This window comes from Micrococcus sp. TCR-5 (genome assembly GCF_052220525.1).
Lineage (GTDB): Bacteria > Actinomycetota > Actinomycetes > Actinomycetales > Micrococcaceae > Micrococcus > Micrococcus luteus.
This window is the reverse complement of sequence record NZ_JBQPDO010000008.1, coordinates 25639-51362: the sequence shown is the minus strand read 5'-3', so window position 1 is coordinate 51362 and position 25724 is coordinate 25639. Positions and strand designations below refer to the sequence as shown.

Below are 25724 nucleotides of genomic sequence, written 5' to 3'. Positions count from 1 at the left end.
CGCGGAGAGGTGGTACGTTCACAACTGGCAGCCCGGTCCGAACGGCCCGGGAACCGTAACCGACGTCCCATAGGGAGGACCCATGGCCATGAACCGCAAGGAACTCGTCGCCGCCGTCGCCGAGCGCTCCGGCAACACCCAGGCCGCCGTCAGCGATGTGCTGGACGCCCTCTTCGAGGTGTTCACCGCCCAGGTCAAGAAGGGCGAGAAGGTCTCGATCCCGGGCTGGCTGGCCGTGGAGCGCACCGAGCGCAAGGAGCGCACCGGCCGCAACCCGCGCACCGGCGAGGAGATCACCATCCCGGCCGGCCACTCCGTGAAGGTGACCGCCGGCTCCAAGCTCAAGGCCGCCGCCTCCGAGTGATCCCGGTCGCGGTGCGCGTCCCCGGACCCACGCCGCAGGCCGCAGGACGGGCGTCCCACCCTCGGGTGGGGCGCCCGTCGTCGTCTCCGGCCGCGTAGGATGGGCGGACGATCGTCCGGCCGACGTGGGCCGGGGCCGTCAGGAGAGGAGTCGTGGCATGCGCAGCGCCGTCGCCGCCGCTCCGTGGGCCCCGTCCGGCCTCGAGGACGCCCCTCCGCGCGTCGTGCGTGGGCCGGCCCGTCTGGCCCGGGGCTGGGCCGGGGCCCTGGCGATGACCGCCCTGGCCGCGCTGTTCCACACCGCCGCCGAGCCCGGTCACGGGTTCCCCGAGGTCGGCGTGGTCGCCTTCGCGGCCGTCCTCGCCGCCCCGCTCTGCACCGCCCTGGCGGGCCGCGCCCTCTCGCTGTGGCGCACCGCCGCGGCCGTCGCGATCGCCCAGGGGCTGTTCCACGTGCTCTACGGGCTCGCCGCCGGCGGGCACGCCGTGGCGCCGGCCGCCGGCGTCGACCCGGCCCACCTCGGCCACGCCCGTCCCGGCACCGGGGCCCTCCTGGCGTCGGGGGAGGCCCTGTCCAGCGCCCCCACCGGCCACCTGACCGACCTGCGCATGCTCGCGGCCCACGTGATCGCCGCGGTCCTCACCGTGCTGGCGCTGCGGCGCGGCGAGGCCCTCGTGCTCACCATCGCCGAACGCGTGGTGGCCGCCGTCTGCCCGCCGCCGGCCGCGCACGGCCCCCTGCCGACGCCGGCCCGCGTCCGGGTCCCCGTCCCGCCGGCGCTCCGGCCGGCGACGTCCCTCGCCCTCCTCAGCTCTCCGGGGCGGCGCGGCCCGCCGTTCGCCCTCGCGGCCTGAGGACGCCGGCTCCGTCCGCGTCTCGAGGCCCGACCGCGCCCGACGACCCTTCGGAACGGTCCGCCCGCGACTCCCGTCCGGGACCGCGGCAGACCCGTGAGGACACCACCATGCATCACCAGACCACCCCTGTCCGCCGCGCCGCTCGCGCCGCCGCCGGACTCGCCCTGCTGCCCGCCCTCGTCGTCGCCGGGGCCGCCCCCGCGGCCGCACACGACGAGCTCATCCGCACCGCCCCCGCGGTCGACGAGACCGTCACGACGGCGCCGTCGGAGGTCTCGCTGACCTTCAGCGGCGACCTGATCGACGGCGAGGGCATCCAGAACCTCCTGCAGGTCCGCGACGCCGACCGCAACCAGTGGCAGTCCGCCGCCGGCACCGTGGACGGCCCCACCTTCTCCGCGCCGCTGTGCGAGGGGCTGCCCAACGGCGACTACGAGGTCGCCTACCGCGTCGTCTACTCGGACGGGCACTCCGAGGAGCGCTCGTTCGACTTCGCGGTGGACGACCCGGCCGCACCGGCCGCCGGCACCGCGCCCCAGGGCTGCGGCTCCGCCGTCTCCGGGGCCTCGATCGCCGCCTCCCCGGAGGCCGCGGCAGGCCAGGGCGACGCCGTCTCGGCCGAGGCGACCGCGCAGGCGGACGCCTCCGACGCCGCGCAGCCCGCGGACTCCGACGCGCTGCCCGCCTGGGTGTGGGTCGCCGGCATCGCCGGCCTGGCCGTGCTCGTGGTGGCCTTCCTCCTTATGGGCCGCCGCGCCCGCGCGCTCGGCCACCTCGACGACGGCCGCTGACCTCTGACCCCCGGCCGGCCCCACGAGGGGACCGGCCCCGCCCTCGCGCGCCCGCACGCCCCGCGCGTCGTCGCGCGCCCGCCTGACAAGGAACCCCACAGACATGACCACCTCCTCCCCCCGCGCCCCTCGCCGCCTCGGCGCCGCCGCCGTGCTCGCCGTTGCCGCCCTCGGCCTGACGGCCTGCGCCGGAGACGAGGCCGGCTCCGCCCCGAGCGCGTCGGATGCCTCGAGCGTCGCGCCGGCCACGGGCGCCGCCCCGGCCTCGGATTCCTCGTCGGCCGCGTCCACCGCGGACGGCCAGGCCGCCGGCCTCACGATCACCGACCCCTGGACGAAGGCCACCGAGGAGGGCATGACCGGCTCCTTCGGCATGCTCGAGAACTCCTCGGACCAGGACCTGCACGTCGTCGGCGTCCGCTCGGAGCTGGGTGAGACGGTCGAGCTCCACGAGATGGTCTCCGGCGAGGACGGCCAGATGGTGATGCAGCGGAGCCCCGACGGCTTCACCGTGCCCGCCGGAGGGAGCTTCGAGCTCGCCCCGGGCGGCAACCACGTGATGTTCCTGGGCCTGACCGACCCGATCGAGCCGGGTGAGGACGTGACCTACGACCTCGAGCTGGAGGACGGCTCCACCCTCGAGGTCACCTCCGTGGTCCGGCCCTTCACCGGCGCCAACGAGTCGTACCACGGTGGCGAGTCCCACGAATCGGAGGACCATGCCGACCACTGACCCCGCCGGCCGGCCGGACGACCACCACGGGTCGGGCGGGCGCGAGGGCGCCCGCCCGGCCCCGGGGGGCCCCTCCCGCCGCGGCCTGCTCCTCGGGGCGGGCGCGGTGGGCGGCGGCCTGCTGGGCACGGCACTCGGCTATGGCGCCGGCCACGCGTCGGCCTCGACCGCCCCGGGCGCGTCTACCGCGCCCGGGGCGGGGGCCTCGCCGTCCGAGGTCATGGGCGACACCGGCATCGAGGGCGACGTCGGCCGGGCCGGCTGGGCCGAGCCCGGCGGCCAGGCCGCCCGGGTGGCCGTCAGCTCGCCCGTGGGCACGGACACCGTGCCGTTCCACGGGCCGCGCCAGGCCGGCGTCGACACCCCCGCCCAGGCCCACGCCGTCTTCCTCGCCCTCGACCTGCGCGAGGACGCGGACCGGGTGCGCATCGAGCGGATGCTGCGCCTGCTCACCGACGACGCGGCGCGCCTGACCCAGGGCCGCGCCACGATCGCCGACACCGAGCCGGAGCTCGCCGCCGCCCCCGCGCGGCTCACCGTGACGTTCGGCTTCGGCCCGGAGCTCGTCCGCCGCGTGGCCCCGGACCGGGCCCCGGCCTGGCTGCGCCCGCTGCCGGCGTTCGAGCAGATCGACCGCCTGGACCCCGCGTTCAGCGACGGCGACCTCCTGCTGCAGATCTGCGGCGACGACCGGATGTCCGTGGCCCACGCCCGGCGCATGCTCCTCAAGGCGGCCCGGCCGTTCGCCACCGAGCGCTGGGTGCAGGAGGGCTTCCGCTCCGCCCGCGGCGCCCACCCCACCGGCACCACCATGCGCAACCTCTTCGGGCAGGTGGACGGCACCGGCAACCCGGCCGCGGACACCCCGCACCTCGATCGCGTGGTGTGGGGCGTGGGCGCCGAGCAGGTGGGCGTCACCCCGTGGATCGCGGACGGCACGTCCGTGGTGATCCGGCGCATCGAGATGCTCATGGACACGTGGGACGAGCTCGACCGCCCGGCCAAGGAGAAGGTCATCGGCCGTCGCCTCGGCACCGGCGCCCCCCTCACGGGGGAGCAGGAGCACGACGAGCCGGACTTCGACGCCGTCGGCCCCACGGGCTTCCCGGTCATCTCGGACATCGCGCACCTGCGGCGGGCCCGCGGGGAGGAGCCCGAGTACGGGATGCTGCGTCGCAGCTACAACTACGACGACCCGCGCGGGGCGCTGGAGGCGGGCTCCGGCCTGATCTTCGCCGCCTACCAGGCGGACGTGGACCGACAGTTCGTCCCCGTCCAGGCCCGGCTCGCCGAGTCGGACCACCTGAACCTGTGGACCGTGCCCGTCGGCTCGGCGGTCTTCGCGATCCCGCCCGGCTGCGCCGAGGGCGGGTTCGTGGGCGACGCCCTGTTCGCCTGACCCAGGGGCCCGACGACGGCGGGGCCGCTCCCGTCGTCGCCGGGCGTCCGCACGCTTTGAGAGGATGGACCCCATGTCCGCCGCCACCGCCCCCGCCCGGGGCAGCCACCCCGCCGAGAACGACGACGCCGCCCGCCCCGGTCCGTCGGGGCCGGTCGGTGTGCCCCGGTGGATCTGGGTGCTCGTGGCCGCCGCGGGAGCCGCCGGCCTCGCCGCCGCCGGCTGGCTGACCGGGGTCACCGCCGCACGCCAGCTCTCCGACCCGGGGTGGATCACCCGCTGGGGCGTGCCCGTGGGGGAGCTCGTCTCCAACCTGGCGATGTCCCTGACCATCGCGGCGCTGATCTTCGCGGCCGGGGTCCTGCCGCCGCACGCGGCGGGCACGGAACGGTGGCACCGCTCCGCCCGGCAGCGGCGCGAGGACGCGGACGCCGCACCGCTGCCCGAGCACCCCGCGTTCACCCGCGTGATGCGGATCGCCGCCGTCAGCGCCGGCGTGTGGACGGTGGCCGCGCTGGCCGTCGGCGTGCTGTCCTACTCGGATCTCGCCGGCATCCCCGTCACTGCGGGGCAGGGCTTCACGGACGGCCTGGCGGCCTACGTGGTCGGCATCTCGGTGGGCCAGGCGTGGTTCTGGGTCACCGTGATCGCCGCCGTCGTGACCACGTTGGCGATCGCCGTCCGCTCCCACAACGGCCTGTTCTGGACCGGCATCCTGGCGATGCTCGCCCTCGTGCCCCTGGCCCTGATCGGGCACGCGGCGGGCGGTGACGACCACACCGGCGCCGTGAACTCGATCGGCCTGCACCTGCTCGGCGTCGTCGTGTGGGTGGGCGGACTGCTCGTGCTCGTCGCGATCTCGGACACCCTCGTGGGGCCCAACGGGGCGCAGGGGCGGGGCCGCAGCCTGCGCCGGCAGGGCCCGGCGCCCCTGCTGCACACGGTCCTGACCCGCTACTCCGTGCTCGCCGGGCTGGGCCTGGTCACGGTGGCGCTGTCCGGCGTGGTCAACGCGTCGATCCGCATGGACGATCCGGCCCAGCTGCTGAGCCCCTACGGCATCCTCGTGTCGGCCAAGTTCCTGGCGGCCCTGGGCCTCGGCCTGATCGGCCTGCTGCACCGCCGGTGGGTGATCCCCCGCCTCGACGCCGGCCCGGACCGTCCCAGCCCCGCCCCCGCGCGTCGCCTGCTGTGGCAGCTCATCGCCGTGGAGGCCGTGATCATGGGCGCCGTCATGGGCGTCTCCTCCGTGCTCTCCCGGACGGCCCCGCCCGTGCCGGAGGAGCTCGCGCCGGACGCCTCCCCGGCCCGCATCCTCACCGGCTACGAGCTGCCGCCGGCCCTCGAGGGCGCCCGGTGGATCACGATGTGGCGGTTCGACTGGCTGTGGGTCGCGATCATCGCGTTCCTGACCCTCTGGTACCTGCGCTCCGTGTGGCAGCTGCGCCGCCGCGGCGACCGCTGGCCCGTGCTGCGCACCGTCGCGTGGCTCGCGGGCCTGGCCGTGCTGCTGTGGGCGACCTCCGGGTCCCCGGCCGTGTACGGCCGCGTCCTGTTCAGCGCGCACATGGTGGGCCACATGACGCTGACGATGCTCAGCCCCGTCTTCCTCGTCCTGGGCGCGCCGATCACCCTGGCGCTGCGGGCCCTGCCGTCCCGCACGGACGGGACGCGCGGCCCGCGCGAGTGGATCCTGTGGATCGTGCACTCCCCGTGGGGGCGGTTCATCACGAACCCGATCGTGGCGGGGGTCAACTTCGCCGGCTCGATCCTGGTGTTCTACTACACGGACTTCTTCCGGTTCTCGCTGGAGACCCACGTGGGCCACGAGTTCATGAACGTCCACTTCCTGCTGACCGGGTTCCTGTTCGCCCTGGTCATGATCGGCTCGGATCCGCTGCCGCGCCGGCCCCCGTACGCCCTGCGGCTCGTGCTGCTGATGGCCACGATGATCTTCCACGCCTTCATCGGCGTCGCCATGACCTCCTCCACCGGCCTGATGCAGGCGTCCTGGTTCGGCAACATGGGCCGCGACTGGGGCCCCACCGCCCTCGAGGACCAGCGCATCGGCGGCGCGGTGATGTGGGGCATCGGCGAGTTCCCCACCGTGATGATGGCGGTGATGGTGGCCGTGCTCTGGTATCGCAGCGACCGCAAGAACGCGGTCCGGCTGGACCGGCAGGCCGACCGCGACGGCGACGCGGAGCTGCGCCGCTGGAACGAGATGTACGCCCGCATGCACGGCACCCCGGTCACCGACGCCCCGAGCGGCGCCGAGCCCGTGGCCCGTGACTCCTCCACCGGCCCCGAGGAGGCCCGTGATGTCCGCTGACCTCCTCCCTCCCCTCGGCCGCCCGGCCGCGCCCCGGCGTGGTCGGCTGCGCCTCGCGGCCGCCGTCGCCGCCGGCCTGCTGGCCCTGACGGGCTGCAGGGCCGGGGACGGCGATCCGGCCGCCGCGTCCGCGCCCGCGGACGGAGTCCACGGCGACGCCGGCACCGCGGCGCCCACGGAGTCGGCGGCCCCGGAGGGGCTCGGCCTGGGCGACCGTCAGGACGAGCGCATGGCGCAGGCCGCGGCCGAGCGTGCGGCCACGTTCGGCTTCGTCCGGCAGCGGGCCGCCACGGCGGAGGAGATCGACGCGGCCCGCGAGGACTCCCGGGACCGGCGCGCGGACGCGGACCGGACCACCGTGCAGCCGGCGCAGTGCAAGGCGCCGCTGACCGCCCTGGACTTCTCCCCGATCGCCCTCGACGAGGCCGAGGCCACGCGCGTGGACGTCGGCGCCGACACCTTCACGGGCACGGGCACCGTGGAGGTCGCCCGGCTCACGGGCCAGGGCCGCCAGGACGTCGAGCGCCACATCCAGACCGTCAACGCCCTGCGCGCCGACTGCCGCGAGATGACCATGACCGTGCAGGAGGGGGACGCGACCGTCGACTACCGCCTCGAGGTCTCCGACGCGCCGCTGTCCGACGGCACGCCGGCGCAGTCCGCCCTCGTGTGGGAGCGGACCGTGGCCTCGGAGTCCGAGCCCCAGCTCACGGCCCAGGTGCTCACCGCCGTCACCTCCGACGCCGTGGTGATGGTCTCCTTCGTGGGCCGGCCCGAGGCCGGGCGCAAGGAGTTCACCCTCATCGCCGAGGAGATGCTGGCCGCCGCCCTGGCCGCCGACTGAGCCGGACCCGCCCGGCGGCGTCGTCTTTCCCCCTGTGACGCCGCCGGCGTCCGCTCACGGCTGACGCGTCCGGGGCGTGCGTCATGATGGTGGACATGACCGCACCGCAGACCCCGAACCCCGCCCCGACCGCTGACGCCCCCGCCGCCGTGCCGCGCGCGGCCACCCGGGTGCGCGCGTCCGAGCTCGTGGGCCGCGGCTGGCTGAACACCGGCGGCGAGCAGGTGAGCCTCGAGGACCTGCGCGGCAAGGTCGTCCTCCTCGACTTCTGGACGTTCTGCTGCATCAACTGCCTGCACGTCCTGGACGAGCTGCGCCCGCTCGAGGAGGAGTTCGCGGACGTGCTCGTCACGGTGGGCGTGCACTCGCCCAAGTTCGAGCACGAGGCGGACCCGGACGCGCTCGCGGCCGCCGTCGAGCGCTACGCCATCGAGCACCCCGTGCTGGACGACCCCGAGCTGACCACGTGGCAGGCGTACTCGGCGCGCGCGTGGCCCACCCTCGTGGTGGTGGACCCGGAGGGCTACATCGCCGCGCACCTGTCCGGAGAGGGGCACGTGGCCGGGCTCTACGGGCTCGTGCGCGAGCTCGTGGCCGAGCACGAGGCCAAGGGCACGCTGCACCGCGGCTCGGGCCCCTACGTCCCGCCCGCCCCCGTGGCCCGGGACCTGTCGTTCCCCGGCAAGGCCGTGTCGCTCGGCGGCCGCGGCTCCCGCCCGGGCACGTTCCTCGTCTCGGACACCGGCCACCACCGCCTCCTGGAGGTCGCCGAGGACCTGACCACGGTGCTCCGCGCGTTCGGCGGCGGGGACCCCGCCACGGCGGACGCGGGCCAGGCCGAGCTCGCATTCCCCACGCCCGGGGAGAAGGGCCACGCGGACGGCGGGCCGGACCAGGCGCTGTTCAACGAGCCGCAGGGCCTGGCGCTGCTGCCCGAGGACGTCGCCCAGCGCGTCGGCTACGACGTCGTCGTGGCGGACTCCGTCAACCACCGGCTGCGGGGCCTGCGCCTGTCGGACGGGCACGTCAGCACCCTCGCCGGCAACGGCGTGCAGAAGCTCATCGACTCCGAGCGCGCCAAGGAGGCCGCCGCCGTCGACGACGAGGGGGACGTCGCCGTCGACCTCGCGGACCTGCCCGGGGAGCCGACCGCGATCTCGCTGTCCTCCCCGTGGGACGTCGTGTGGCACCCCGCCCTGGGGCGTGTGGTGATCGCGATGGCCGGCACGCACCAGCTCTTCGACTTCGACCCCGTCACAGACGCGCTCGCGGTGCACGCGGGCACGGCGCTCGAGGGCCTGCTGGACGGCGACGCCGGACGGGCCTGGTTTGCGCAGCCCTCGGGGCTGTCCGTGGGCGCGGACGGCACGCTGTGGGTCGCGGACTCGGAGACCTCCGCGGTGCGCTGGGTGCGGACCGGGGAGGACGGGCGCCGCGAGGTCGGGACCGCCGTCGGGGCGGGCCTGTTCGACTTCGGCCACGTGGACGGGGAGGCGGACCGCGCGCGCCTGCAGCACGCGCTGGGCGTCACGGCCCTGCCGGACGGCTCCGTGCTGATCGCGGACACGTACAACGGCGCGATCCGCCGGTACGCCCCGGCCGGCGAGGATGCCGCGGGCCGGGCGGTCCCGGCCACGGTGACCACGGTGGCGCGCGGGCTGCTCGAGCCCTCGGACGTGCTCGTGGAGCACGACGCGGACGGGAACGACACTGCGATCGTGGTGGTCGAGTCCAACGCCCACCGGCTCACGCGGCTGGCGGTGCCGGAGGAGTTCCTCACCGTGGACGAGGGCGCGCGGCAGACGCAGCGTCCCCGCACCCCGGTGGTGGCCGGCGACCTGGACCTGACGATCGGCTTCGCCGCGCCCACGGGGCAGAAGCTGGACGACCGCTGGGGCGACCCCACGCAGCTGAAGGTCTCCTCGTCCCCGGAGGAGCTGCTGCTCGAGGGCGCGGGCACGTCCACGGGGCTGCACCGGACGCTGCGGCTGAACCCCGAGGTCGAGGAGGGCGTCCTGCACATCACCGCCCGGGCCGCCGCGTGCGACGGGGAGAAGGGGCAGCCGATCCCCGACCACGCCGCCTGCCACCTGTACCAGCAGGACTGGGGCATCCCGGTCACGGTGCACACCCCGGACCGGGCCCCGGAGGGCGCCGAGACCCGCCTGGACCTGGACCTGCGCGGGATACACTGAGCGCGTCGTCCGCCCCCGACCCCGAAGGCTGCGCCCCACCATGACCACGCTCATCGTCACCTCGTCCGCCCACGGATCCACGCGAGAGATCGCCGAGCGTGTCGCGGAGGTGCTGCGCACGTCGCAGGCCGTCCCGACCGTGGTGGAGGACGTCGAGGGCGCCGCCGCGTGGCTGGCCACGGCGGACGCGGTGATCGTCGCGGCCCCGGTCTACACGGGCTCGCTCGCCGCCGACGCGCGGGCGTTCCTCGACACCCGTCGGGCCGAGCTGGCGGACCTGCCGCTCGTGATCCTGGCCTCCGGCGGCGCGCCCGAGCTGGCCCCGCCGGTGCGGAAGAAGCTCGAGTCCTACGGTCCGCGCGAGGTGGCGTACTTCCGCGGGGCGCTCGTCGAGGAGCGCCTGGGCCGGCTGGAGAAGCTCAAGCTCAAGCTCTCCCGCAACGAGCACTACGGCGACTACCGCGACTGGGACGCCATCGAGGCCTGGGCCAAGACCCTCTCCGGCGCCGGCGTCCGCTGACCTCACCTGCCGCTGTCGTCGACGAGACGGTGGGGGCGCCTCCGCAGACGCTGTCGTTGACGAAACGGCGACGGAGGCTCTCGTGTCCGCAGCCGAGGCGAGCGGTTAACCTGGCCGCATGTCCCATGCCGCCCGTCGCCCCGCCGCGTCCTCCCGCCCCGCCCGGCCCCGCCCGACGACGGCGCCCCTCGCTCTGCCCGACCGGCCCGGCTGGGTGCGGCTCGCCGCGGGTGCGGTGGTCCCGGGCGTCGTCGCGGCGGTCGCGGCGCTCGCGGCCCTGCAGGTGTTCGTCCTCAACCCGTTGGCCGCCGCGCCCGGCGACCGCGGCCTCGGGAGGATCTACGCGGACCTGAGCGCGGCGGGCCAGCTCGGCGTCCCCTTCGTCCTTCCGGCCGTGATCCTAGCGGCCGGGTTCGGTGTGGCCGCGATCCTGTGGTTCCTCACGTGGCGTCGCGAGGAGGTCGACCCGCTGGCGGTCCTCGCCCTGGGCCTCGCCTCGCTCGTCGCCGCGTCCCCGGCCTACTTCATGGCCTCGTTCGGGCCGGGCATGGCGCTCGCGGACACCTACGGCATCGGCGGGGGCGACCACAGCCCGTGGGCCTGGCCGATCTACGTGGTCAGCGTGCTGGCGTCGGCGGGGCTGGTCGCCGTCGTCGTGCTCCTGCTGCGCGGTCCGGTGGGCGGACCCGGCGCCCCGCGGCGCCGGGCCTAGGCTGGCGGGACCGACCTGACCACGACCCCACCAGGAGGACGCACATGACCATCCGCGCCGGCATCGTCGGATACGGGAACCTCGGCCGCAGTGTGGAGAAGCTCGTGAAGCTCCAGCCGGACATGGAGCTGGTGGGCATCTTCTCGCGCCGCACCGGCCTGGACACGGACACGCCCGTGCTCCCGGCGGAGCGGGCCGCCGAGCACGCCGGGGAGATCGACGTGCTGTTCCTCTGCCTCGGCAGCGCCACGGACATCCCCGAGCAGGCGGCCGGCTACGCGCGGCACTTCACCACCGTGGACACCTACGACAACCACCAGCTCATCCCGCGGCACCGCGCCGAGATGGACGCCGCGGCCCGGGAGGGCGGGCACGTGGCGATGATCTCCACCGGCTGGGACCCGGGCCTGTTCTCGGTGAACCGGGTGCTGGGCGCGGCGCTGTTCCCGCAGCCGCAGCAGAACACGTTCTGGGGCAAGGGCCTCTCGCAGGGCCATTCCGACGCCGTCCGGCGGGTCCCCGGCGTCCGGCGCGGCGTGCAGTACACGATCCCCAGCGAGGAGGCGATCGCCGAGGCCCGCGCCGGACGGGGCGCCGAGATCACCGGCGCCTCCGCGCACGTGCGTGAGTGCTACGTGGTGGCCGACGAGGCCGACCACGCGGCCATCACCGAGGCCATCACCACGATGCCCGACTACTTCGCCCCGTACGAGACCACCGTGCACTTCATCTCCGAGGAGGAGTTCGAGCGCGACCACCAGGGCATGCCGCACGGCGGCCACGTCGTCACCTCGGGCGACCTCGGCGGCTCGCGCAGCGCTGTCGAGTTCGTGCTGGAGCTGGAGTCCAACCCCGACTTCACCGCCGCCGCGCAGGTCGCCTACGGCCGTGCCGCCGCGCGTCTGAAGGCCCAGGGGGAGACGGGGGCGCGCACCGTGCTCGAGGTCGCCCCGTACCTGCTCTCGCCCACGGGGCTGGACGAGCTGATCCGCCGGGACGTCTGAGCCGCGGCGAGGCGTCCGGCGCGTGACACCGGGCCGGGCGCCGCCGTCGTCGGCCTCAGGCCAGCAGCAGGGCGACGGCGATCATCGCCGGGATCGCGACGATCGTGGTGACCAGGATCGTGTCCTTCGAGACGCGCAGCCCCGCGTCGTAGCGCACGGCGGTGACGAACACGTTCTGTGCGGTCGGCAGGGAGGCCAGGACGACGGCGACGAACACGTGCCGCGCATCCAGGCCGAACACGAACTGCGCGAGCAGCCAGGCCAGCAGCGGATGCACCACCAGCTTCACCGCCGAGGCGAGCAGCACGTCCGCGCGTCGCCCGCCGGCCCGCTCGAGCGGCCGCGAGCCGACCAGCGACATGCCGAACGCCAGGAGCATCGCCGGGATGGACAGCCCGCCGATGAGCTCCACGGACTCCATGAGGGGGCCCGGCAACGACCAGCCGGTGAGGGAGAAGACCAGGCCGGCCACCGAGCCCAGGATCAGGGGGTTGGTGACCGTGTGGCGGACCTGGTCGGCCACGGCGCGCCCGGGGGAGCGGCGCACCGCCCGGCGCCGGCCCGCCGTCGTGCGTCGCCGGACCTCGCGCGCGGTGGCGGCGTCCATCGCGGCCACGTAGAGCGGCGTGTAGATCGCCAGCTGGAAGATGAGCGCCGGGGCGGCCAGGGCGGCGTCGCCGAGGACGTAGGCCGCGATGGGGATGCCGAGGTTCGCCGAGTTCACGAGCGAGGCGCTGAGCGCGGACATGATCCGCTCCGAGGCCGACCTGCCCTTCAGCAGCGGGACCGTCACCGCGAGGTACAGTGCGGCCGCGGTGAACGCGGACAGCGTGGCCACCCACAGCTGGGGGCCCAGCACGGCGCCCACGTCCGCGCGGGAGAGCGTGCCGAACAGCAGCGCCGGGTTGCCGATGAAGAACGCCGCGCGGGAGAGCACGGTGCGGCCGTGCTCGCCGAGCACCCCCGTGCGCCCCACCAGGACGCCCACGAGGATGATCACCCACACGACCGCGAAGCCGGAGAGCACCTGGGTCACGGACGGGCCTCCACAGGTCGGGGTGGGGCGGTCCGCGGCGGGGTCAGGGGCATGGCGCGATCCTACGTCGCGGGCGTCGGCTAGCCTGGATCACGACGGCGGCGCCCACCGCCGAGCGCGCCACGCGGCCCGGTCCCGCGCGGCAGGGCCCTGCAGCCCGGCGCGAAGGGGAGCGGATCCTCGGGCCCACCCGCACGCGACGGACGTCGTCCCCGACCCGCGGCGCGGCATGGCCGGGAGCGCGCCGGCGAGGATGCACCATGACCCGTCAGTCCGACCTCAAGACCCTGATCCGTGCCCGCATGGCCGTCACCGGTGAGCGGTACACCGCCGCGGCGGCGGCCCTCGCTGACGAGTGGCAGTCCGCCGAGCGCTACCACGCGACCGTGCTCACCCGCTTCTTCGACGGGGACCGGCTGCGCTCCATCCCTGCGCGTCGCAAGCCGCGGGTGGCCGTCCTTCTCGAGCTGCTGCGTCGCTTCAGAGCGGGCCGCGCCTACGCGGAGGCCGAGGTCAACGACCTGCTGCGCCCCGCCCACGAGGACGTGGCCACGCTGCGTCGCGAACTCGTGGACTACGGGTTCCTCGACCGCGCCGACGGCGTCTACCGGCTGGCGGACGCCGGGCCCGACCTCGACCCGCGCTTCGCCGCGGACCTGCCGGTCGACCTGGAACGCCGGCTGCGCGAGATCCGCGCGGGCCGTTGAGGGGAGCGGGACCCCGCACGTCGACCTGGAACGCCAGCGGTCGCCATGACGCCGGAATGTGGCCGCATTCCGACGTCTCGCGTTCCCGGTGCGGCCGTGGCGGGGCGACGTGGACCGACACGGCCCCGGGTCCCTCGCGTGAGGGGCCCGGGGCCGTCGTCGTGGTGTGGAGCGGGCGACGGGAATCGAACCCGCGTATCTTGCTTGGGAAGCAAGCGCTCTACCATTGAGCTACGCCCGCGCAACCGCTCAGCTTCCGCCTGCGGCGCGGGCACCACCATACACCAGCCCGGCCGGTGCACCGGCCCCGCGTCGTCATCGAGCCCCGCGGACCCGTACGTCAGTGCACCGGGTCCGCTGCGGCGACCTCGCGCGCCCGCACCCGCCGCGTCGCCGCCCGGGCGCGCGAGCGACCGAACGCGTCCGCGTACCGCGTGAGCACCGGCCCGGCGATCACGATGGAGAACTCCCCGCGGATGGTCAGGGCCGCACCCGCGCGCCAGCGGCCGGCCACGCCGTTTCCCGAACGAAAGCGCACCAGGGGCCGCCGTTTCCCGAACGAAAGCGCGCCGGGGGCCGCTGGTAGAGTCCGAACCGCGCCCGGCCGCGGCCGGACGCGTCCGGCAGCCCCTGTCCCGGAAGGACGTCCCATGCGCGACACCACGGCCGACGCGGCCCAGGTCCCCGCCCGCCCCGACGACGCGGCGGTGTACCGCTACCTCGCGTTCGGGGAGGCGGACCGCCCCTTCCTCGTCGGCGGTCCCCGGCCCGCACCGCTGGCCCCCGCCGCGACGCCGTCCCCGGTCGCCGACCTCGAGTCGGTCCGCGCCGCGATCCGCGCCCACGGCGGCCCCCTGGCCTCGACCGCGCACGTGTGCGGCCGCCCCGCCCCGACGCCTTCGGCCGCCGACGCGCCCCGCGGCCTGCGCGGTGCCGCGCGCACCCTGACCGCGACCCGCCGCGACGTCGCCGCACGCCTGGCCGACTCCCGCGAGCGCGCCGACGTGCCCGTCGAGGCGCTGCTGAACTCGGCCTTCGTCGACGCCCACGCGGACGAGCGCCCCGCCGATCGCGGCGTGCCGCGCGGGCGGCTCGCCGGCCTGGTGGACGCCGTCCTCCCGCCGGCCCGCCACGCGGACGACGACGCCGCGGCCGGCCTGCTGCTCGCCCTGCGCGAGCCGGTCCGCGAGGTGTTCGCCTCCGACTCGTTCGCCGCCCGCCCGTACGCCGACGCGCCCACCGTCCGCGCGCTCTTCGAGGACTTCCTCGCCCACCCGCGCCGGCACGACCCCGAGCGCTTCTGGCGCCTGCTCAACCTCGAGCTCTGGCTGCGCGACGCGGTGGACGCGGACGCCGCCCCGGCCGGCCCCGCCACCGCGGTCGACGAGGCCCCCACCGCCCCGGCACCGGCCAAACCGGACCACGAGCCGAACCCGGGCAAGGAGCTCGACCTGGTCTCCGCCGAGGACGGCCGCCGCTACCGCCGCTTCCCGGTGCAGACCGGCCTGGTGGACCGGGACACGGACCTGCAGGCCTACCTGCGCGGCGAGATCGAGGACTTCTTCCGCGACCTGCCCGCGGACGCGATGCCGCAGGACGCCCCGTGGCACTTCTCCGTGTCCGAGAAGATCGTGGCCATCACCCAGGGTCGCTCCTACTACACGTGGGAGGTCCGCCCCTCCGTGGCCGCCCGCGTCCTCTCCCGCCTGGTCACCCGCACGCCCGCGGGCATCGGCCTGGGCGATCCCACCACCATGCAGCTGGCCATCCAGGAGGCGGGCCTGCCGCGCATCGTGCTCTCCGCGGCGGCCGGCGCCGCCGGCAAGGTCGCCGGCAAGCGCGGTGTGTTCTACAACGTGGTGGGCGGCAACGTCCGCGCGATCGACGGGCCCACCACCTACTCCACGTTCCCGGCCAACGTCTCGGCCAAGCTGCCGCCGGCCGAGCCGGACCGGGTGGCCGCCGAGGTCTCGGCGATGATCCGGGCGGCGGACATCCCGGCCTGGGCGAAGGCATCCTTCGCCGGCACCGTCGTGATGGACGCCAACGACATCGGCCGCAACGCCCTCGGCCGGGACACGGAGGCCTCCGCCGCCGTCCTCGAGGCCGCCTTCGCGGACAACCCGCTGGGCCAGGGCCGCGAGCGCACCCCGCTGGCCGTCGTCGTGCGAATGGACTGAGCCGTGCTGCTCTCCGACCGCGACATCCGCGCCGAGCTCGACTCCGGGCGCGTGGGCCTGGACCCCCTCGACCCGGCGATGGTCCAGCCCGCGTCCGTGGACGTGCGCCTGGACCGGTTCTTCCGGCTCTTCGACAACCACCGGTACGCGCACATCGACCCGCGCCAGGAGCAGGACGAGCTGACCCGGCTGGTGGAGGTGGACCCGGACGAGGCGTTCATCCTGCATCCGGGGGAGTTCGTGCTCGGCTCCACCTATGAGCAGGTCACGCTGCCGGACGACCTCGCCGCCCGCCTCGAGGGCAAGTCCTCGCTGGGGCGGCTGGGCCTGCTGACGCACTCGACCGCCGGGTTCATCGACCCCGGGTTCTCCGGGCACGTCACGCTCGAGCTGTCCAACGTGGCCACGCTGCCCATCACGCTGTGGCCGGGGATGAAGATCGGCCAGCTGTGCTTCTTCCGGCTCTCCTCGTCGGCCCAGTCGCCGTACGGCACCGGGGCCAACCAGAACCGGTACCAGGGTCAGCGCGGGCCCACGGCCTCCCGGGCGCACCGGGACTTCCACCTCACCCGCATCGAGCGATGACCGACGTCGCGCTCCCGCCGGTCGCCTCCGCCGCCCCGCGCCGCCAGGTGGCCGCGTGGGCGCTGTGGGACTGGGGCTCGGCCGCGTTCAACGCGGTCATGGTCACCTTCGTGTTCGGCACCTACCTGGCCTCGGACGCGTTCGGGCCGGACGAGCGGGGCACGGCCTGGCTCTCGACGGCGATGGCGGTGGCCGGCGTCGTCATCGCGGTCACCGCGCCCGTGCTGGGGCGTCGGGCGGACGGCGCGGGACGGCGCCGGCGGGGGCTGGCGCTGACCACGGGCGCCGTGATCGCGTGCACCGCAGCTTGCTTCTGGGTCACCCCGGAGGAGTCCTCCCTTCTGCTGGGCGTCACCCTGATCGCCCTGGGCACGGTGTTCTTCGAGTTCGCGGAGGTGCAGGTCAACGCGATCCTCGTGCACATCTCGACGCCGGCCACGATCGGCCGGATCTCGGGCATCGGCTGGGGCGCGGGGTATCTCGGCGGCATCCTGCTGCTGCTGATCGTGTTCGTGGGCTTCGTCTCGGGTGACGCGCACTGGTTCGGCGTCACGGAGGACGCGGCGCTGAACATCCGGGTGGTCGCGCTCGTGGCCGCCGCGTGGTTCCTCGTGTTCGCGATCCCCGTGCTGGTGGCCGTGCCGGACCCGGCCCCCGCCCCGGCGGCGGACGGCGGGCCGCGCCGTGAGTCGGTGCTGGGCTCCTACCGCGAGCTGGGGGCCACGCTGGCCCGGATGTGGCGCGAGGATCGGAACACGCTGTGGTTCCTCGTGGCCTCGGCGGTGTTCCGCGACGGCGTGGGCGCGGTGTTCGTCTACGGCGCCATCCTGGGCACCACGGTCTACGGGCTGGCGACCTCGGACGTGATCCTGTTCGCGATCGCGGCCAACGTGGTGGCCGCCCTGGGCGCCTTCGTGGGCGGGCGGCTCGACGACGCGGTCGGTCCGCGCCGGGTGATCCTCGGTTCGCTGGCCGCCATGGTCCTCGTGGCCGGGGCGCTGTTCTTCGCCTCGGGCACCCTCGCGTTCTGGGTCGGCGGGCTGGCGCTGTGCCTGTTCGTGGGCCCGGTGCAGTCGGCCTCGCGCGCGTTCCTGGGCCGGCTCACCACGCCGCGGACGGCTGGCGAGGTGTTCGGGCTGTACGCCACCACGGGCCGCGCGGTCGGGTTCATCACGCCCGCGCTCGTCACGCTCGCGCTCGCCCTGCACCCGGACAACCGGGTGGTCATCCCCGTGATCGCCGTCGTGCTCGTGGCCGGTGGGCTGCTGTTCGCCCGGGTCACGGAGCCGATCACGCGGAGCGCGGAATCGGTCCGCTGACCCCGGGTGGGGCGCATCCCTCCGTTAGGCTGGACCGGACCCTCGCCCGTGCCTGACGAAGGGACCGCATGCTCGTCATCCTGACCGCGCTCTTCGTCGTCGCGCTCGCCGCCCCGGTGCTCTTCCGGTGGACGGGACGTCAGGGGTTCTATCTGCTCGCCGCCGCTCCCGCGGCGGGCTTCGTCTGGCTGCTCACTCAGCTGCCGCACGTGTTCGCGCTGCAGGAGGCGCTCGACGCCGGCCGGCCGGTCCCGGCCTCGGCGGCGCGCCTGGACCGCGCCGTGCCGTGGGTGCCGTACCTCGAGATCGAGCTCGCGTTCCGCATGGACATGCTGGCCGCGTTCATGTCCCTGATCGTGCTGGGAGTCGGCGCGCTGGTCCTGGCCTACTGCGCCCGCTACTTCCGGGAGCACGAGCCGCGCAACGCGGTGTTCGGCGGGCAGCTGCTGGCGTTCGCCGGCGCGATGTTCGGGCTCGTCACCACGGACGACCTGATGGTGCTCTACACCTTCTGGGAGATCACGTCCGTCCTGTCCTTCCTGCTGATCGGCTACTCGGGCCACCGCATCTTCGCCCGCCGCTCCGCCATCACCGCCCTGATCGTCACCACGTTCGGCGGCCTGGCCATGCTCGCCGGCCTCATCATGCTGGCCCACGTCTCCGGCTCCTGGCGGATCTCCGGCGTGCTCGAGGCGGCCCCGGCCCTCATGGCGGACCCCGGGATGCGCGGGCTGCTCGAGGTCGCCGTCGCGCTCGTGCTGATCGGCGCCCTGACCAAGTCGGCCCAGGCGCCGTTCCACTTCTGGCTCCCGGCCGCCATGGCCGCGCCCACCCCCGTGTCCGCGTACCTGCACGCGGCGGCCATGGTGAAGGCCGGCGTGTTCCTCGTGGCCCGCCTGGCCCCGGAGTTCCACGACCTCACGTCCTGGCAGGTCCTGGTGCTCGGCGTCGGCCTGTGGACCCTGGTGCTCGGCGGCTGGCGCGCCCTGCGGCAGACGGACGTCAAGCTCGTGCTCGCCTACGGCACGGTCTCCCAGCTCGGCTTCCTCATGGTGGCCAACGGCCTGGGCACCCGGGACGCGGCGATGGCCGGGCTCGCCATGCTCCTGGCCCACGCGGTGTTCAAGGCGCCGCTGTTCATGATCGTCGGCATCATCGACCATGAGACCGGCACCCGCGACCTGCGCCAGCTCTCCGGCATCGGGCGCCGCCATCCGGTCCTGGCCGCCGTCGCCGTGGCGGCGGGGCTGTCCATGGCCGGGCTGCCCCCGCTGTTCGGCTTCGTGGCCAAGGAGTCCGTGCTCGAGTCGCTGGCCGCCCACGGGGCCGCCCACGGCGGCGTGTGGGGCTGGACGCCGCTCGTGCTCATGACCGTGGGCTCGGTGCTCACCTTCGCCTACACGTGGCGGTTCCTGTGGGGCTCGTTCGCCGCCAAGCGGGACGAGGAGGGGGCCGCGGTCCCCGTCACGCGCTTCCACACCCGCGTCACCACCCTCGAGCTGGCCCCGGCCGCGCTGCTCGCGCTCGCCGGCCTGGTGCTCGCCTTCCTGCCCGGCCCGGTGGAGGGGATCATCACCGCCCACACGGGCTCCCTGCCGCCGCTGGACCCGGAGGAGGCGCCGGCCTACCTGGCCCTGTGGCACGGCTGGACGCCCATCCTCGCCCTCTCCGCGGGGGTCTGGGTGCTCGGCGCGCTGCTCGCCCTCGGCCGGCCGGGAGTCGAGGCGTTCCAGCGCCGCGTCGAGTTCCCGGTCGACGCCCTGCGCACGTACCGGAAGATCACCGGCGCCCTCGACGAGGTCGCCATCTGGGTCACGGGGCGCACCCAGACCGGCTCCCTGCGCCGCTACCTGGGCATCATCCTGGCCACCGCGTTCCTGCTGCCGGCCGCGTTCCTGCTCTTCCCCGTGGGGCGCAGCGAGCGCACGCTGGCCACCTCGTTCCTCTCCGCGGACGTCGCCTGGTTCCAGACCCCGGCGCAGCTGGTCGTGGTGCTGATGATCGCCGTCGCCACCGTGTTCGCCGTCCGCGCGCGCCGCCGCTTCAAGGCGATCATGCTGGTGTCCGTGACCGGCTACGGCGCCGCCGCCCTGTTCGCGATGCGCGGCGCCCCGGACCTCGCGATCACCCAGGTGCTCGTGGAGACCATCATCCTGGTCACCCTCATCCTGGGCCTGCGCGTGCTGCCGCCGGACTGGTACGACCGCCGCACCGGCTCGCGGCGGCTGGGCCGCCTGGCCGTGGCCGTCGGGTTCGCGCTGACCATGATGTGGATCGCCGCCACCGCGCTGGCCGCCCGCACGGCGGAGCGGATCTCGCTGCCCATGCCGGAGCTCGCCTACACGGACGGCTACGGCACGAACGCCGTGAACGTCACCCTCGTGGACATCCGCGCGTGGGACACGTGGGGCGAGATCACGGTGCTGGCCGCCGCGGCCACCGGCGTGGCCTCCCTGATCTTCCTGCAGCACCGCGACGGGCGCACCCGCAGCATCGACGACGTCGCCCCCGGCTCCGTCGGCGACTTCGGCGCCGACTCCTCGCTCGGGGCCCGCGAGCTGTCCGTCGTGCGCAGCTTCGCTGTGGACGATCGCAAGGGCCAGTGGCTCGTGGCCGGCCACACGATGGCCCCCGAGCGGCGCTCGATCATCCTCGAGGTCGTCACCCGCTTCATGTTCCCGATCATGATGCTGCTCTCCGTCTACCTGCTGCTGGCCGGGCACAACACCCCCGGCGGCGGCTTCGCCGGCGGCCTGCTCGCAGGCCTGGCCCTCACGCTGCGCTTCCTCGCCGGCGGCCGGTACGAGCTGCAGGAGGCCTCCGTGATCCCGGCCGGGCCCATGATCGGCCTGGGCCTGGCGATCGCCACGCTCACCGGGATCGCCCCGCTCTTCTTCGGCGGGCAGATCCTGCAGTCCTATGTGGTGGAGTTCACCGACCTGCCGCTGTTCGGCGACGCCCTCAAGCTGGTCTCGGCCACGGCGTTCGACATCGGCGTGTACCTCGTGGTGGTCGGGCTCGTGATCGACGTGCTGCGCTCGCTCGGCGGTGAGGTGGACCGCCGGGGCGAGGAGGCCCGCCGCGCCCGCCTGCGCGCCGCGGCCCGCCGTCGTCATCCGCGCATGCCCACCCCGTCCACCCCCGACGCCCCGGAGGCCGCCCGATGATGACCGTCGACCTGGCCCTGCTCCTGGCGATGGGCGTGATGTTCGCCGGGGGGATCTACCTGGTGCTCGAGCGCAGCCTGACGCGCATCCTGCTCGGCATCGTGCTGATCAACAACGGCGCCATCATGCTGCTGTTCCTCTCCTCGGGCGGCACGGGCCTGGCCCCGCTGTTCGTGCGCGGACGGGACCCGCACGAGTACGCGGACACGCTGCCGCAGGCGCTGATCCTCACCGCGATCGTGATCGGCTTCGCCGTGGTCGCGTTCCTGACCGCCATGATCTACCGCTCGTGGCTGCTCGTCCGCGAGGACGAGGTCGAGGTGGACGCGGAGGACGTCAAGATCGCCCGGATGCCCGCCTGGGACGCGGAGGACGACGCGGAGCTCGTGGAGGAGTCCTCCGAGTTCCTGGACGACGCCGCGGACCCCAACGCCCACTACGAGCACGCGACGGAGGCACGGCCCCAGGTGCAGCACGCCACGCCCGCCCCCCAGGCGCCCACCGGATCCGGGGCAGCGTCCCGCGGCCGCCGTCCCGAGGGCGGGGAGCGCGCATGAGCATCGGTTCCGTCCCCCTGACCGACCTGGCCCCGCTGGCCGTCATGCTGCCCGTGCTGGGCGCGGCCGTGACCTTCATGCTCGTGCGCCGCCCCCGCGCGCAGATCACCGTCACGGTCTCCGCGCTCGTGCTCACCCTCGTGCTGGACGCGCTGCTGCTGGCCGCGGTCTGGGACACCGGGGTCGCGGCCGTCCACCTCGGCGGCTGGCCGGCCCCGCTGGGCATCAGCCTCGTGGTGGATCGGCTCTCGGCCCTCATGCTCGTGGTGTCGGCGCTGATCACCCTGGCGGTGCTGCTGTACGCCTCGGCGCAGGGGCTGATCAACCGGGACGAGGGTGGGCCGGTCTCGATCTTCCACCCCACGTTCCTGATCCTCGTGGCGGGCGTGTCCAACGCGTTCCTCGCCGGCGACCTGTTCAACCTCTACGTGGGCTTCGAGATCCTCCTGACGTCCTCCTACGTGCTGCTGACCATGGGGGGCACCGCCCAGCGCATCCGCGCGGGCGTCACCTACGTGGTGGTCTCCGTGCTCTCCTCGGTGGTGTTCCTGATCGCGATCGCGATGATCTACGCGGCCACCGGCACCGTGAACATGGCGGACCTGGCCGTGAAGCTGGGCGAGCTGCCCACCGACGTGCAGATGGTCCTGCACGTGCTGCTCCTGGTGGGCTTCGGCATCAAGGCGGCCGTGTTCCCGCTGTCCTTCTGGCTGCCGGACTCGTACCCCACCGCGCCCGCCCCGGTGACCGCGGTGTTCGCGGGCCTGCTCACCAAGGTGGGCGTGTACGCGATGATCCGCACCGAGACGCTGCTCTTCCCGGGGGAGCACGTCAACGCGCTCCTGCTCGTGGTGGCCGCGCTGACCATGGTGGTGGGCATCCTCGGCGCGCTGGCCCAGACGGACATCAAGCGCATCCTGTCCTTCATCCTCGTCTCCCACATCGGCTACATGATCTTCGGCCTGGGCCTGGCCACGGAGGCGGGGCTGGCGGCCACCGTGTACTACGTGGCCCATCACATCACCGTGCAGACCGCGCTCTTCCTCGTCACGGGCCTGATCGAGAACCGCGCCGGCACCGCGAACATCGACCGCCTCGGGTCCCTGGCGAAGGTCTCCCCGTTCGTGAGCGTCCTGTTCCTCGTGCCCGCGCTCAACCTCGGCGGCATCCCGCCGTTCTCCGGCTTCCTCGGCAAGGTCGGCCTGCTGCGCGGCGGCGTCGAGCAGGCCACGCCCCTGGCCTACACGCTGGTGGGCGTGTCCCTGCTCGTGTCCCTGCTGACCCTGCTCGTGGTGGTGCGCGTGTGGACCCGCGCGTTCTGGCGCCGCGTCGAGGACGTGGAGCACCCGCCCGCCCAGCTCGTGGCCGCCTACGAGCGGGCCGTCGCCCGTGGCGAGCGCCCCCGCCCGCTCGAGCCGGGCCTCGTGCTGCCCACCACGGCGCTCGTGGGCCTGACGCTGGTGTTCACGGTGGCCGCCGGTCCGCTGTTCGCGCTGGCCGACGAGGCCGCCACGGACATGCTCGACCGCTCGCCCTACATCGCGGCGGTGCTCGACGACGCCGCGGCCGAGCGGGCCGCGGCCACCCTCAGCGTCGACCCGACGGAGGTGCACGATGCCCGGAAGTGACTCCGCCCGCCGCGGCGTGGTGCGCCCCGACCGGATCCGGGGCATCGTGGCCCAGTGGCCGCTGATCCTCGTGATGGTGGCCGTGTGGTGCGCCCTGTGGCAGGACTTCGCTCCGCACGTGGCCCTGACCGGCCTCGCCTTCGCGCTGCTGATCATCGGGCTCTTCCCGATGCCGAGCATCCCGTTCAGCGGCCGTCTGAACCCCTGGTGGTCCCTCGTGTTCACGGTGCGGTTCCTCGTCGACGTCGTGCGCGCCTCAGTCAACGTGGCCGGGACGGTGCTGCTGCGTGGCCGCCGCGCCCGCGGCTCGATCGTGGGCGTCCCGCTGCGCAGCCACGACGACCTCATCATCACGCTCGTCAGCCACGCCCTGGCCCTGGTGCCGGGCTCGATCGTGCTGGACGTGGACCGGGTCCGCTCCGTCCTGTACCTGCACGTGCTCGACGCGACCACGGACGAGGACGTGGCGGGCTTCCGCGCCAAGGCCCTCGACGTGGAGGCGGGCATCATCCGCGCCGTCGGCACGCGTGAGGACCTCGAGCTGGTCCGCCGCTTCCCGAGTTCGGCGCCCCCCGCCGCCCGCCCCCCGAAGGAGGAGGCCTGATGGACCCCATGGACCTGGCCACGTGGGCCGGCGGGGCGCTGCTCGTGGTCGGCGCCGTCGGTGCGCTCTACCGGATCGTGCGCGGCCCCTCGCTGCTGGACCGGGCGGTCGCCACGGACGTGCTGCTCGTGGTGTTCTCCGGGATGCTCGTCCTGGAGATGGCCGTGCACCGCCACACCCACCACGTGGTCCTCGTGGTGCTGGCCGCCACCGTCGGCTTCGTCGGCTCGGTGACGGTGGCGCGCTTCGCGGAGGACCGGCGCCCGGACCACTCGCTCGAGGACCAGGCGCGCGTGCCCGGCACCACGGACGTGCCGGGCGGGGAGGAGGGCCGATGACCGACACCGCCACGCTCCTGGACTGGCTGGCCGCGTTCCTGCTCGTCAGCGGTGCCTTCTTCTCCCTGGTGGCCGGCGTGGGCCTGTTCGTGCTCCCGGACCTGCTGGCCCGCATGCACGCCGCCGCCAAGCCGCAGGTCCTCGGCCTGCTGCTCATGCTCGCCGGGCTGGCGATCGAGTGGCGGTCGTGGGTGTGGCTGCCCGTGCTGTTGCTGGCGTGGGTCACCCAGATGGTCACGGCCCCGGTGGCCTCCCACCTGGTGGGCCGTACGGGCTACCGCACCAAGCACGCCCGCCGTGAGCTGTTGCACCGGGACGAGCTGGCCGCCGTCGTCCGTCGCGCCGAGCCCCCGGCGGACCCCGGGCCGCGCCGCGCCGGCGCCCGGCCGCGCGGGCGCCGCTGACACCACCCCGCATAGCACGACGGCCGCCGTCCGGATCCCTCCGGGCGGCGGCCGTCGTCGTGGTGGTGGCGGGGCGGCTCAGACCTCGTGGTCCACGCGGTGCGCGGTGGACTCGGACACCTTGCGGATCGCGGCGCCGGCGCCGCGCTGGCCGGCGACCTTCAGCAGCGCCGCGACGCCCGCGGAGATGAACGCGAAGGACAGGGCCTCGATGAGGGGCAGCGTCTCGTCGGCCGCGTCGTTCGGGGCGCTGTGGCCGGTGACGAGCCGCCAGCCGCCCGCCACCACGCGGGAGCCGACGATGCCGCCGACCAGCGTGATGCCGGCGGACAGGGCCTTCTGGGCGAGCGTGTTCATGGTGCGCCTTCCGTGGTCGGGGATCTCACGTGCGGTTGCGGCCGCGGCCGACGACGCCGGACGGGCCGGTCCCCAGCCTAGCCCGCGGTGGGCACCGGGTCGCCGCTGACGTGCCGGCCGGGGTCGCCGTCGGCGTCCAGATGGGCCTGCAGCATGCCGGTGAGCTCGTGGTCCACGGGGATCTCGACGCCGTCGACGGCGCGCACCGGCAGGACGCCGCGCACCGAGGAGACGAGCCAGACGCCCTCGGCGCCCTGGAGGTCCGCCGGGACGAGCGGGCCGTAGCCGAGCTCCCAGCCGTCCGCGTGGGCGGCCGCGAAGATCACGGCCTGCGACGTGCCGGCGAGGATGCCCTTCTGGCGCAGCGGGGTGAGGAGGCGGCGGACGCCGTCCTCCCCGGTGCGCACGATCAGCACCGTGGAGGTGGGGCCCTCGAGCAGGTAGCCGTCCGCGCTGGTGAAGACGACGTCGTCGGCGCCGTGCGCGCGGGCGTAGCGCAGGGCGGCCATGTTCACGGCGTAGGAGAGGGTCTTCGCGCCGGTGAGCAGCCACGGGGAGCGCTCGGGGGCCTGCGAGTCGATGCCGCGGTCCAGCAGCAGCACCCGCAGCCCCCGCTGCCGCTCCTCGTCCTGGATCGCCGGGGCCGGGCTCAGCAGCGCCCACGCGGTGGGCGTGGGCACCGCGCCGGGAGCCGCGTCCGGGCCGCGGGTGACGGTCAGGCGCACGGCGAGACGGTCCCCGGGCGCGACGTCGTTGGCCTCGGTGAACGCCCGCAGGCCGAGCGCGACGGCGGCCTCCCACGCCGCCGCCTCGGGGGCGGCCAGCTGCAGGGCGGCGGCGGACGCGGCCAGCCGGCCGAGGTGGGCTCCGAGCTTGCGCATGCGCAGGGTCCCGAGCCCGTCGGCGACGGCGAGCGCCGTCTCGAAGATGCCGTCGCCGCGCGTGACCCCCTGGTCCGTGACGCTCAGGTGCGGGACGGCCGGGTCCGCGAGCCGCGGGGCGGGGGCGCCGTCCGCGTCCGTCTCGAGCAGGACGAGGACGGGCGAGCCGGCGGCGGGGGAGAAGGCGGTGGGACGCATCCGCCCAGGATAG

The 25724-nt window shown here is 74.7% G+C and carries 23 protein-coding genes, 1 tRNA gene and 2 pseudogenes; 21 read left to right on the top strand and 5 right to left on the bottom strand.

Annotated elements, in window-relative coordinates; genetic code table 11:
- Window positions 1–82: 82 nt before the first annotated feature.
- The 11 genes from ACTSKS_RS06305 (at window position 83) to ACTSKS_RS06255 (ending at window position 11750) form a co-directional block, all read left to right on the top strand.
- Window positions 83–364 (top strand): HU family DNA-binding protein, encoded by a 282-nt coding sequence (locus ACTSKS_RS06305; protein WP_002858339.1) that lies wholly within the window; start codon window positions 83–85, stop codon window positions 362–364.
- A 157-nt stretch (window positions 365–521) separates the two neighbouring features.
- Window positions 522–1217, top strand: a complete 696-nt coding sequence (locus ACTSKS_RS06300; RefSeq protein WP_044658836.1) for a hypothetical protein — start codon at window positions 522–524, stop codon at window positions 1215–1217.
- A 110-nt stretch (window positions 1218–1327) separates the two neighbouring features.
- Complete coding sequence (locus ACTSKS_RS06295; RefSeq protein ID WP_044658837.1) at window positions 1328–2011, top strand: copper resistance CopC family protein; 684 nt, start codon at window positions 1328–1330, stop codon at window positions 2009–2011.
- Between the two features lie 103 nt (window positions 2012–2114).
- Window positions 2115–2744 (top strand): copper chaperone PCu(A)C, encoded by a 630-nt coding sequence (locus tag ACTSKS_RS06290; protein WP_044658838.1) that lies wholly within the window; start codon window positions 2115–2117, stop codon window positions 2742–2744.
- Window positions 2731–4143: a Dyp-type peroxidase gene (locus ACTSKS_RS06285; protein ID WP_095694942.1), complete on the top strand. Its 1413-nt coding sequence runs from the start codon at window positions 2731–2733 to the stop codon at window positions 4141–4143. Before ACTSKS_RS06290 ends, ACTSKS_RS06285 begins: the two co-directional genes overlap by 14 nt.
- Window positions 4144–4216: 73 nt before the next feature.
- Complete coding sequence (locus tag ACTSKS_RS06280) at window positions 4217–6475, top strand: cytochrome c oxidase assembly protein (protein WP_044658530.1); 2259 nt, start codon at window positions 4217–4219, stop codon at window positions 6473–6475.
- Window positions 6465–7319: a hypothetical protein gene (locus tag ACTSKS_RS06275; protein ID WP_178329097.1), complete on the top strand. Its 855-nt coding sequence runs from the start codon at window positions 6465–6467 to the stop codon at window positions 7317–7319. The genes ACTSKS_RS06280 and ACTSKS_RS06275 overlap by 11 nt, the downstream gene beginning before the upstream one ends.
- Before the next feature lie 95 nt (window positions 7320–7414).
- Window positions 7415–9514 (top strand): NHL domain-containing thioredoxin family protein, encoded by a 2100-nt coding sequence (locus ACTSKS_RS06270; protein ID WP_044658531.1) that lies wholly within the window; start codon window positions 7415–7417, stop codon window positions 9512–9514.
- 40 nt (window positions 9515–9554) lie between these two features.
- Window positions 9555–10034, top strand: a complete 480-nt coding sequence (locus ACTSKS_RS06265) for a flavodoxin domain-containing protein (protein ID WP_134415860.1) — start codon at window positions 9555–9557, stop codon at window positions 10032–10034.
- A gap of 118 nt (window positions 10035–10152) precedes the next feature.
- Window positions 10153–10746, top strand: coding sequence for a hypothetical protein (locus ACTSKS_RS06260; protein ID WP_134415858.1), 594 nt, complete (start codon window positions 10153–10155; stop codon window positions 10744–10746).
- Window positions 10747–10790: 44 nt separating this feature from the next.
- Complete coding sequence (locus ACTSKS_RS06255; RefSeq protein ID WP_036385002.1) at window positions 10791–11750, top strand: diaminopimelate dehydrogenase; 960 nt, start codon at window positions 10791–10793, stop codon at window positions 11748–11750.
- 55 nt (window positions 11751–11805) lie between these two features.
- On the opposite strand, the gene ACTSKS_RS06250 is transcribed toward ACTSKS_RS06255, so the two are convergent.
- Complete coding sequence (locus ACTSKS_RS06250; RefSeq protein WP_442927371.1) at window positions 11806–12786, bottom strand: AEC family transporter; 981 nt, start codon at window positions 12784–12786, stop codon at window positions 11806–11808.
- A 260-nt stretch (window positions 12787–13046) separates the two neighbouring features.
- Here ACTSKS_RS06250 and ACTSKS_RS06245 point away from each other — a divergent pair, with 260 nt between their 5' ends.
- A complete protein-coding gene (locus tag ACTSKS_RS06245) occupies window positions 13047–13493 on the top strand; it encodes a DUF2087 domain-containing protein (protein ID WP_020626108.1) in 447 nt (148 codons plus the stop codon).
- Between the two features lie 167 nt (window positions 13494–13660).
- On the opposite strand, the gene ACTSKS_RS06240 is transcribed toward ACTSKS_RS06245, so the two are convergent.
- Together ACTSKS_RS06240 and ACTSKS_RS06235 are read right to left on the bottom strand one after the other, a co-directional pair.
- A tRNA-Gly gene (locus ACTSKS_RS06240) sits at window positions 13661–13734 on the bottom strand.
- A gap of 99 nt (window positions 13735–13833) precedes the next feature.
- Window positions 13834–14022 (bottom strand): annotated as a pseudogene (locus ACTSKS_RS06235) (cation:proton antiporter); the annotation flags it as partial.
- A 121-nt stretch (window positions 14023–14143) separates the two neighbouring features.
- On the opposite strand from ACTSKS_RS06235, the gene ACTSKS_RS06230 reads away from it, so the two are divergent.
- The 9 genes and pseudogenes from ACTSKS_RS06230 to mnhG all read left to right on the top strand — a co-directional run bounded on the left by ACTSKS_RS06230 (window position 14144) and on the right by mnhG (window position 24275).
- A complete protein-coding gene (locus ACTSKS_RS06230; protein WP_248086546.1) occupies window positions 14144–15673 on the top strand; it encodes a hypothetical protein in 1530 nt (509 codons plus the stop codon).
- A gap of 3 nt (window positions 15674–15676) precedes the next feature.
- Window positions 15677–16258, top strand: coding sequence for a dCTP deaminase (dcd, locus tag ACTSKS_RS06225; protein ID WP_002858370.1), 582 nt, complete (start codon window positions 15677–15679; stop codon window positions 16256–16258).
- Window positions 16207–17577: pseudogene (locus ACTSKS_RS06220) on the top strand (MFS transporter); the annotation flags it as partial. The gene dcd and the pseudogene ACTSKS_RS06220, both read left to right, overlap by 52 nt.
- A gap of 68 nt (window positions 17578–17645) precedes the next feature.
- Window positions 17646–20744: a Na+/H+ antiporter subunit A gene (locus ACTSKS_RS06215; RefSeq protein ID WP_061867680.1), complete on the top strand. Its 3099-nt coding sequence runs from the start codon at window positions 17646–17648 to the stop codon at window positions 20742–20744.
- Entirely contained in the window at window positions 20741–21301 is a 561-nt protein-coding gene (locus tag ACTSKS_RS06210; protein WP_002858374.1) for an NADH-quinone oxidoreductase subunit K, read from the top strand. Before ACTSKS_RS06215 ends, ACTSKS_RS06210 begins: the two co-directional genes overlap by 4 nt.
- Complete coding sequence (locus ACTSKS_RS06205) at window positions 21298–22929, top strand: Na+/H+ antiporter subunit D (protein WP_044658842.1); 1632 nt, start codon at window positions 21298–21300, stop codon at window positions 22927–22929. Before ACTSKS_RS06210 ends, ACTSKS_RS06205 begins: the two co-directional genes overlap by 4 nt.
- A complete protein-coding gene (locus tag ACTSKS_RS06200; RefSeq protein WP_036383643.1) occupies window positions 22916–23533 on the top strand; it encodes a Na+/H+ antiporter subunit E in 618 nt (205 codons plus the stop codon). The genes ACTSKS_RS06205 and ACTSKS_RS06200 overlap by 14 nt, the downstream gene beginning before the upstream one ends.
- A complete protein-coding gene (locus ACTSKS_RS06195; protein WP_036383645.1) occupies window positions 23533–23871 on the top strand; it encodes a monovalent cation/H+ antiporter complex subunit F in 339 nt (112 codons plus the stop codon). Before ACTSKS_RS06200 ends, ACTSKS_RS06195 begins: the two co-directional genes overlap by 1 nt.
- Window positions 23868–24275, top strand: a complete 408-nt coding sequence (gene mnhG, locus ACTSKS_RS06190; RefSeq protein ID WP_036383647.1) for a monovalent cation/H(+) antiporter subunit G — start codon at window positions 23868–23870, stop codon at window positions 24273–24275. Before ACTSKS_RS06195 ends, mnhG begins: the two co-directional genes overlap by 4 nt.
- A 78-nt stretch (window positions 24276–24353) precedes the next feature.
- On the opposite strand, the gene ACTSKS_RS06185 is transcribed toward mnhG, so the two are convergent.
- Together ACTSKS_RS06185 and ACTSKS_RS06180 are read right to left on the bottom strand one after the other, a co-directional pair.
- A complete protein-coding gene (locus ACTSKS_RS06185; protein ID WP_036383649.1) occupies window positions 24354–24632 on the bottom strand; it encodes a DUF4235 domain-containing protein in 279 nt (92 codons plus the stop codon).
- Window positions 24633–24709: 77 nt separating this feature from the next.
- Window positions 24710–25711, bottom strand: a complete 1002-nt coding sequence (locus tag ACTSKS_RS06180) for an aminotransferase class IV (protein ID WP_036383651.1) — start codon at window positions 25709–25711, stop codon at window positions 24710–24712.
- Window positions 25712–25724: the final 13 nt, after the last annotated feature.

What these genes read in the sequence shown, in the direction of transcription:
- ACTSKS_RS06305 (WP_002858339.1), top strand. Translation starts at nt 83, where the DNA reads ATGGCCATGAACCGCAAGGAACTCGTCGCCGCCGTCGCCGAGCGCTCC.
- ACTSKS_RS06300 (WP_044658836.1), top strand. Translation starts at nt 522, where the DNA reads ATGCGCAGCGCCGTCGCCGCCGCTCCGTGGGCCCCGTCCGGCCTCGAG.
- ACTSKS_RS06295 (WP_044658837.1), top strand. Translation starts at nt 1,328, where the DNA reads ATGCATCACCAGACCACCCCTGTCCGCCGCGCCGCTCGCGCCGCCGCC.
- ACTSKS_RS06290 (WP_044658838.1), top strand. Translation starts at nt 2,115, where the DNA reads ATGACCACCTCCTCCCCCCGCGCCCCTCGCCGCCTCGGCGCCGCCGCC.
- ACTSKS_RS06285 (WP_095694942.1), top strand. Translation starts at nt 2,731, where the DNA reads ATGCCGACCACTGACCCCGCCGGCCGGCCGGACGACCACCACGGGTCG.
- ACTSKS_RS06280 (WP_044658530.1), top strand. Translation starts at nt 4,217, where the DNA reads ATGTCCGCCGCCACCGCCCCCGCCCGGGGCAGCCACCCCGCCGAGAAC.
- ACTSKS_RS06275 (WP_178329097.1), top strand. Translation starts at nt 6,465, where the DNA reads ATGTCCGCTGACCTCCTCCCTCCCCTCGGCCGCCCGGCCGCGCCCCGG.
- ACTSKS_RS06270 (WP_044658531.1), top strand. Translation starts at nt 7,415, where the DNA reads ATGACCGCACCGCAGACCCCGAACCCCGCCCCGACCGCTGACGCCCCC.
- ACTSKS_RS06265 (WP_134415860.1), top strand. Translation starts at nt 9,555, where the DNA reads ATGACCACGCTCATCGTCACCTCGTCCGCCCACGGATCCACGCGAGAG.
- ACTSKS_RS06260 (WP_134415858.1), top strand. Translation starts at nt 10,153, where the DNA reads ATGTCCCATGCCGCCCGTCGCCCCGCCGCGTCCTCCCGCCCCGCCCGG.
- ACTSKS_RS06255 (WP_036385002.1), top strand. Translation starts at nt 10,791, where the DNA reads ATGACCATCCGCGCCGGCATCGTCGGATACGGGAACCTCGGCCGCAGT.
- ACTSKS_RS06245 (WP_020626108.1), top strand. Translation starts at nt 13,047, where the DNA reads ATGACCCGTCAGTCCGACCTCAAGACCCTGATCCGTGCCCGCATGGCC.
- ACTSKS_RS06230 (WP_248086546.1), top strand. Translation starts at nt 14,144, where the DNA reads ATGCGCGACACCACGGCCGACGCGGCCCAGGTCCCCGCCCGCCCCGAC.
- ACTSKS_RS06215 (WP_061867680.1), top strand. Translation starts at nt 17,646, where the DNA reads ATGCTCGTCATCCTGACCGCGCTCTTCGTCGTCGCGCTCGCCGCCCCG.
- ACTSKS_RS06210 (WP_002858374.1), top strand. Translation starts at nt 20,741, where the DNA reads ATGATGACCGTCGACCTGGCCCTGCTCCTGGCGATGGGCGTGATGTTC.
- ACTSKS_RS06205 (WP_044658842.1), top strand. Translation starts at nt 21,298, where the DNA reads ATGAGCATCGGTTCCGTCCCCCTGACCGACCTGGCCCCGCTGGCCGTC.
- ACTSKS_RS06200 (WP_036383643.1), top strand. Translation starts at nt 22,916, where the DNA reads ATGCCCGGAAGTGACTCCGCCCGCCGCGGCGTGGTGCGCCCCGACCGG.
- ACTSKS_RS06195 (WP_036383645.1), top strand. Translation starts at nt 23,533, where the DNA reads ATGGACCCCATGGACCTGGCCACGTGGGCCGGCGGGGCGCTGCTCGTG.
- mnhG (WP_036383647.1), top strand. Translation starts at nt 23,868, where the DNA reads ATGACCGACACCGCCACGCTCCTGGACTGGCTGGCCGCGTTCCTGCTC.
- ACTSKS_RS06185 (WP_036383649.1), bottom strand. Translation starts at nt 24,632, where the DNA reads ATGAACACGCTCGCCCAGAAGGCCCTGTCCGCCGGCATCACGCTGGTC.
- ACTSKS_RS06180 (WP_036383651.1), bottom strand. Translation starts at nt 25,711, where the DNA reads ATGCGTCCCACCGCCTTCTCCCCCGCCGCCGGCTCGCCCGTCCTCGTC.